Origin of the sequence: Actinomadura rubrisoli (assembly GCF_004349215.1) — a bacterium.
Classification (GTDB): domain Bacteria; phylum Actinomycetota; class Actinomycetes; order Streptosporangiales; family Streptosporangiaceae; genus Spirillospora; species Spirillospora rubrisoli.
The window spans coordinates 1-7,151 of record NZ_SMKU01000424.1 but is presented as its reverse complement, the minus strand read 5'-3'; the positions used below and the strand labels follow the sequence as shown (position 1 = coordinate 7,151).

The window sequence follows — 7,151 nt, the reverse complement described above, 5'->3', positions numbered from 1 at the left end:
GTCGCGGGCGGGCCGTGGAGGCGCCGCAGGGCCAGGGCGGTGGCGTGGTAGGTCTCGGCGCCGGTGAGCAGGCCCGTCTCGGCCGGTAGTTCGCGGTTGACCAGGAGGCGGACGCCGGGGACGGGGTCGGAGTGGGCCCTGAGGGCGGCGATCGGCTCCCTCCCCCAGTGCGGGGCGTCGGACGGGGTGGTGACGCGGTCGGTGTGGTGGTTCATCGAGTAGAGGGCCGTCGAACCGTCGCCGGTGCGGCCGGCCGCGACCACCGCCCCCCAGGGCAGGGCCACGGACAGGCCGTCCAGGAGGGCGAGGGCGGCCGGGGCGCGCAGGACGGTGGCCGGCGCGGAGCCGAAGACCCGCTCGAAGACGTAGGCCGTGACCCGGATCTCCGGGGACGTCGCCGGGCCGGTCACGCCGCCTCCCTGGGCGGCTCGCGGCCGGGTCACGCCAGCTTCTCCAGACGGTCGGCGGCCTCGGCGGCACCGCCGGACGCGGCGAAGGAGTCGCGGACGCGTTCGGCGGCGGCGCGGTGGGGGCCGTCGGCGAGGACGGTGGCGAGCGCGGCGCGCAGCTCGTCCGGGCGGACGCGCGCGTACCGGACGGTGACCCCGGCGCCCGCCGCCTCCACCTGGCGGGCGACCGCCGGCTGGTCGTCGCGGATCGGGGCGATGACCAGGGGCAGGCCCTTGGACAGGGACTCGCAGACGGTGTTGTGGCCGCCGTGGCAGACGACGGCGGACAGCCGTTCGAGCAGCTTCAGCTGCGGGACGTGCTCGCGGACCAGGACGTTCGGCGGCGGGTCGGCGACGGTGCCGGACGGCGCGGCGATGACCGCCTGGACGTCCAGGTCGCGGACGGCCTCGGCGGCGGTCGCGAAGAACCGCGCGCCGGACCGGGCGTGGAGCGTGCCCAGGGAGACCAGGACGGCGGGGCGGCCGTCCAGCCACTCCCACGGGAAGGTGCTGCCGCCGGGACGGCCCAGGGCGGGGCCGACGAACGCGAAGTGGTCGGGGAAGCACGAGAGGTCGCCCATCAGCGCCTCGCTGGAGAAGACCAGGACGAGGTGGTCGGAGAAGCGCAGGTCCAGCAGGTCGTCGATGCCGTGGGCGAGCTGGAAGCCGTCGATCAGCCCGCGCACCCACTCCTCGACCTTCGGCAGGTGGGCGAGAGGGCGGGTGAGCTCGGTGGGCGTCACCAGCGACGTGGCCCACGGGATCCCGCGGCGCCGGGCCGCGACGGGCGCGGCGAGGACGATCTCGTCGGAGACGACCACGTCGGGACGGAACCGATCGACGGCCTTCTCCACGCCCGGCACCATGGCGTGCCCGAGCGGGACGGCGAACTCCTCCCACTGGTGGCGGAAGGCGGCGACGCCGCGCAGCCGCAGCCAGGTGTCCCACATCCCGGGCAGCCGCGCGGCGAAGTCCCGGTCGACGGCGGACAGGATGCGGGAGCCGGGCCGCAGGAGGGGTTCGAGGGTGGCGCGGTGGCCGGTCCAGGCGACCTTGTGGCCGCGGCGGGCCAGCTCGTCGCCGAGCGCGACGGTCGGGTTGACGTGGCCGGTGAGCGGGGGGACGGCGAACAGGAACCGCCGCCTCGGCGTCTGCGCGGGGCGGATCCCCGGGCTGCCGAGCAGGGACGGGACGTGGACGCGGCGCGCGTTCATCGCGCACCTCCCGCGACGGGCGCCCGGGTGCCGGCGTGGCGGGCCAGCCACCGCAGCAGGACCTCCAGGACCTCGGCCGTCCCCTCCCGCAGCACCATGTGGGCGTGGCCGGACATGACGTGCAGGGTGCAGCCGGGGGCGGAGCGCAGCACCAGCCGCCCGGCCTCCAGCACGTCCGAGTGCTGCCCGTACACGGCGAGGACCGGGCACGCCAGGGCGGCGAGGGCGGCGGGGCCGAGGGGTTCGGCGGCGGCGACGTCGTCCAGGAGGCTGGTGCCGTTGACCAGGGCGTCGGCGCCCGCGGTGAGCTTGCCGACGCGCCGCCATCCGATGGCGCGGAACTGCTCGGCCGAGCGCTCGTACTCCAAGCACAGCGCCGACCTTCCCAGCGCGTTGAGGACGCCCTCTGTCCATTCATCGGGCCGCTCGGACGCGCCGTGGGCCTCGATCAGCACGAGTCCCGCGACCCGCGAGGGGCGGGTCAGTGCCGCGTTCAGCGCGACGACGCCTCCCCAGCTGCTCGCGACGAGGTACACCGGCCGCCGGTGGCCGAGCGCGTCCAGCACCGCGAAGAGGTCGTCGACCGACTCGGTGGTTCCGTAGCCGGTCGGCGTCCGTTCGGAAAGGCCGTGCCCGCGCCTGTCGTACAGGACGGACCGCGCCCCGGCCGCTGCCACGGGACCGGCGATCGTGTAGTAGAAGCTCGACAGGTTGTCCATGACGAGCCCGTGGACGAACACGACGACGGGCGGATCGGGGACGTCCGGGTCCAGGCCGCCGGGTCCCGGGTCCACCGTCTGGACGTGGAAGCGGACGCCGCGCGCGGTCACGTCAGGCATGGACGTCCTCCCGGAGCTCCGCCTCGATGTGGTCCACGATGTCCCCGACCGTCAGGTTCACGATCCGGTCGACGTCCAGGGCGGCGACGAACGAGGGGAAGTCCACCCCGCCGTAGCGCTCCCGGAGCCTGTCCACCAGGGCCACGAACTCGATGCTCTCCAGCGCCAGCCCGTCGCCGAAGGTCGTCTCGGGTCCGACCTCCCCCTCCAGCAGGAGGTCGTCGCCGACCACCTCGGTCAGCAACCGGACGACCTCGGCCATGACGTCGCTCATGCTCTGCTCTCCTCCATGTCGGTGCCGCCTGACGCGGCCGTCCAGGCCACGGCGTGTCCCTCCACCTCGCGCGTCCGCACGGTGGTGACCGTCCCGTTGGCCGCGATCAGGAGCCGCTCGGGCTCGTCGGCGGTCACGACCAGTTCGGCACGGTCCAGCCCGGCGGGCATGGCCTGCAAGACCGCGTGCTTGGCCGCGCGGACCCGCGCGTCGGCCGCCTCGCCCAGGACGGCGAGGCCGATGCCCGCCGGTTCGCCCGCCGGACGGACCAGCGCCACGCCCAGCTCGGCGTCGCAGCCGATCGACACCGCCAGCGGCTCGTCGAACGGGCCGGTCACGATGGGACGCCCCGCCGGGCCGTCTCGGATGGTCAGTTCAGCGGGGAACAGGGGTCCGTGCCCGTTGCGCCATAGGTGGTCCCGGACGGCGTCCTTGGCGGCGATCCGGCCGAGCAGCCACGGACCCTGCGCGAACGACGGGAGCGCCTCGTACTCGGCGCGCTCTACGGCGCACATGTACTGCCGCATCATCAGGTCACGTGTTGCGGTGCCGTCCCATCGCCTGCGGGCCAGGCACCAGCCGCCTTCTTGGGGCTCGCCCGTCCCGGACAGCTCGGGAGTGAACTTCATCCGCCAGATGGCTTCGTCGGTGTAGAAGCGGTGCGTCGTCCAGCCGTCCACGCGTCCCCATACGGTTCCGTCGGCGCGGAGTATCTCCGCAGAGCAGCGCATGGTGGTGCCGGTCAGTGTCTGGTTCCAGATGGTGGTGTCCAGTCGTTCCCCTGTCGGCGGCAAGGGCCCGTACAGGGAGAGCCGCTCAATGCCGACCGGGAAGACGGTCTGGTTGTCCTCCCCGTACACCTGGATCCAGTGGCCGCACAGCTGCGCGGCGCTGTCCAAGAGCGCGCCGGGCGTGGGCAGGGACGTCAGGACGGCGCGCACACCGTCCTCGGCGAGCGCGGTTATCTCGGCGATCCCCTGGAACAGCGGCCCGTGGAACATCCAGCGTTCGTCGTACAGCCGGTCGGCGGTGACCACGGGCGGCCCCTCGCCGGTCAGCGGCGTGCGGTCCGGCGAGGGCGGCACCGGATAGCCCGTGCCCAGCAGGACCGTCCCGTCCGCGTGGCCCGGGATGACGACCTTGACCTTGCGCGGCCCGCCGTCCCCCTCGACCAGGCCGGCCCGGATGTCGGCGGTGGCGGGCGGGGCCGCCACCAGCCAGCGGACGGCGCGGACGTTCTCGAAGCCGGTCACGACCATGTCGGGCAGCAGCTCGCGGGCGGTCCCGGCCATCACCTCCAGGAGCGTGGCGAGCGGGACGACCGGAAACCTGTCCGACATGTCCGGCCATCCGGCGGGCTGCGGGATGACGCAGTGGTCCCGCAGGTACGGCATCGCCTCCAGCGAGAACACGCGCGAGATCACCAGCTCCGCCGCGACCGGCGGCACCCCGCCGGCCGGCTCCGCGGCGGGCGGGGCACCTCCGCTCCCGAGCGCCTCCAGGACGGTCTGCGCGCCGGTCGCGGCGTCGTTGAGCAGCGCCTCCAGCTCCGCCAGCACCGGATCGTCCGCCGGCAGGGACGGGACGCCGGGCCGCGGCGCGAGGCGGATGGGCGGGACGGCCCCGTCCAGCCTGACCAGCGGCGTCCCGAGGTCGAGGAGCATGCCCCCGGCGGGCTCCGGCGCGGGCGGGGACGCCCCGTACCCCTCGGCCCACAGCGCCGCGACGACGCGGCGCAGCTGCGCCATCCCGTCCCGCTTGGGCACGTTGACCGCCATCGCCAGGTGCTCGCGGCCGCCGAGCCGGTCGCCGACGAACCCCGTGAGGCTGCCCGGCCCGACCTGCACGAACGCCCGCACGTGCGCCGTCCCGTACAGCTCCTCGATCAGCTCGCTGAACCGCACGGGCTCCAGCAGGTGCCGGACGACCAGGTCGCGGACCTCCTCGGGCGCCCGGGGGAACGGCGCGACCGTGGTCGCCGACCACAGCGGGACGCGGGGCTCGCGGATCTCCAGCACCTCGAACGAGCGCCGCGCGTGCTCCAGGTACGCCTCCGCCATCGGCGTGTGGAAGCCCGACCGGAACGGCAGCTCCCGCCCCAGGACGCCCTCGGACGCGAGCCGCCCGACGATCTCGCGGACGTCGTCCGCCGGGCCGCAGACCACCGACTGGTGCGGGCAGTTGTCGTGGCTGACGACCACGCCGGGCCGCCCCCCGGCGGCCTCCTGCGCCCGGTCGGCGCCGCAGCCCAGCGCCGCGTACACCACGTCCGGGACGTCCAGGGCGTCGATGTCCAGGGCCCGCATGAACGCCTCGGCCGCGTCCGGGTCGTACAGGCCCGTGACGATCATCGCGGTCCACTCGCCCAGGCTGTGCCCGGCCGCCACGTCCGGCTCCACGCCCAGCTCGGCGAGCGCCGCCGCCAGCAGCCGCCCGACGCCGATCACGTCGGCGGCGTGGCCGAGCAGGTCGGCGCGCCCCGCCGGCGCGAACGCCGGCAGGCCGAAGTGCTCGGCGACATCGTCAACGCGCGGGTCGAAGGCGGGCTCGAACCCCGGGAACAGGAACGCCAGCCGCCCGCCCCCGGCCAACAGCGGGCGCGGCGCGAACCACACGTCGCTGCGCCCCCGCCAGGCGGTGCCGCGCTGCACCACCGCCCGCGCCAGGTCCAGCCTGCGCGGCGTCGGCCCGACGATCGCCAGGCGGCACGGAAGGTCCGGCGCGTCCGCCGAGACCTGCGCCAGCAGCTTCTCGTCCGGGACGGCCAGGGCGTCGGCCAGCTCCCGGGCGGTGCGAGCGGCCAGCCTGAGCACGCCTTCCCCGGCCCCTGGCGTGTCGGGCGTCCGCAGGCGCCTCGCCCGCCGCACGCCCGTGGACGGCGGCTCCTCCAGCACCACGTGCGCGTTGGCGCCGCCGAACCCGAAGGCGTTCACGACCGCCCGCCGGGGCGCGCCGCGGGGGCGCTCCCACTCGGCCGCCTCCCGGACGGGCCGCAGCCGCCCCCCGTCCAGCGCCGGATGCGGGTCGTCCACGTGCAGGGTCGGCGGCAGGACGCCGTCGCGCAGCGCGAACGCGGCCTTGACCAGCCCCGCCATCCCCGCCGCGGGCATCGCGTGCCCGATCATCGACTTGACCGTCCCGAGCCCGACCGGCGGGCCGTCCGCGCCGAAGACCCGCCGCAGCGTCGCCAGCTCCACCTCGTCGCCCGCCGGGGTCGCCGTGCCGTGTGCCTCCACCAGGCCCAGCGCGCCGGGCGCCGCCGGGTCGAGGCCCGCGTCCCGCCAGGCCCGCTCCAGCGCGAGGACCTGCCCGTCCACCAGGGGGCTCATGATGCTCGCCGCGCGCCCGTCGCTGGAGGACCCCACGCCGACGATCACCGCGTGGATCCGGTCGCCCGCGCGCTCGGCGTCCGACAGCCGCTTCAGCAGGACGACGCCCGTCCCCTCCGCCAGCAGCGTCCCGTCCGCCGCCCGGTCGAACGGGCGGATCGTCTCGCTCGGGCTCAGCGCCCGCAGCTGGGTGAACGCGCTCCACAGCGTCGCGTGATGCGTGTGGTGGACGGCCCCGGCCAGCATCGCGTCCGCCTCGCCGCCGCGCAGCGCCCGCACCGCGTGCTCCACCGCCAGCAGCGACGACGCGCACGCCGCGTCCAGCGTGTACGCGGGGCCGCGCAGGTCGAAGCGGTTCGCGATCCGGGACGCGGCGAAGCTCGGGACCAGCCCGATCGAGGCGTCCGGGCCGTCCGGGCCGAGGCGCTCGCAGAACGCGCGGCGGATCGCCTCCACCCGGTCCCGCTCCAGCTCGGGCACCAGCTCGGCGAGCACCCCCGCGAGCTGATGGGACGTCCTGACCCGCTGGTCGAACCGCGCCGCGCCCGGCGTGATGTAGCCGCCGCGCCCGATCACCACCCCGATCCTCGCCCGGTCGGGCAGCCGCTCGTCGCCGCCCGCGTCCGCGATCGCCTCGCCCGCGGTGCGCAGCGCCAGCAGCTGGTCGGGCTCCATGCCCCGCACCGACGCCGGCATGATCCCGAACTTCGCGGGGTCGAACGTCGCCAGCGCGTCCACGAACCCGCCGCGCCGGCAGTAGAACCGGTCGCTCTCCGGCGCCCGCCCGTAGGCGTCGGGGTCGTAGTACAGCGCGGGATCCCACCGTCCCGGCGGCACGTCGGTGATCGCGTCGAACCCCGCCAGCACGTTGCGCCACAGCTCCGCCGCCGAACCCGCGCCCGGGAACACCGCCCCGGCGCCGACGATCGCGATCGGTTCCCGGGCCTGCGTCACCGGACCGGCCCGGTTCCCGGAGCGGAGCGCCGGCGGAGTGGAGGGAGCCGGGCCGGTCGCTCTTCCCGGGGGGTGTGGGGGGTCGTCCCCCC

At 75.7% G+C, this 7,151-nt stretch carries 4 protein-coding genes and 1 pseudogene; all 5 read right to left on the bottom strand.

Features of this window, described 5'->3' with window-relative positions; genetic code table 11:
* Positions 1-443 (bottom strand): annotated as a pseudogene (locus E1298_RS41820) (hypothetical protein); the annotation flags it as partial.
* Positions 440-1,663 carry a glycosyltransferase gene (locus E1298_RS41815; protein WP_131902931.1) on the bottom strand — a complete coding sequence of 408 codons (1,224 nt, stop codon included), beginning with the start codon at positions 1,661-1,663 and terminating at the stop codon, positions 440-442. The gene E1298_RS41815 and the pseudogene E1298_RS41820, both read right to left, overlap by 4 nt.
* Positions 1,660-2,502 carry an alpha/beta fold hydrolase gene (locus E1298_RS41810; RefSeq protein ID WP_131902930.1) on the bottom strand — a complete coding sequence of 281 codons (843 nt, stop codon included), beginning with the start codon at positions 2,500-2,502 and terminating at the stop codon, positions 1,660-1,662. The genes E1298_RS41815 and E1298_RS41810 overlap by 4 nt, the downstream gene beginning before the upstream one ends.
* Positions 2,495-2,776: an acyl carrier protein gene (locus tag E1298_RS41805; RefSeq protein ID WP_131902929.1), complete on the bottom strand. Its 282-nt coding sequence runs from the start codon at positions 2,774-2,776 to the stop codon at positions 2,495-2,497. The genes E1298_RS41810 and E1298_RS41805 overlap by 8 nt, the downstream gene beginning before the upstream one ends.
* Complete coding sequence (locus E1298_RS51440) at positions 2,773-7,059, bottom strand: beta-ketoacyl synthase N-terminal-like domain-containing protein (protein ID WP_131902928.1); 4,287 nt, start codon at positions 7,057-7,059, stop codon at positions 2,773-2,775. The genes E1298_RS41805 and E1298_RS51440 overlap by 4 nt, the downstream gene beginning before the upstream one ends.
* Positions 7,060-7,151 lie beyond the last annotated feature (92 nt).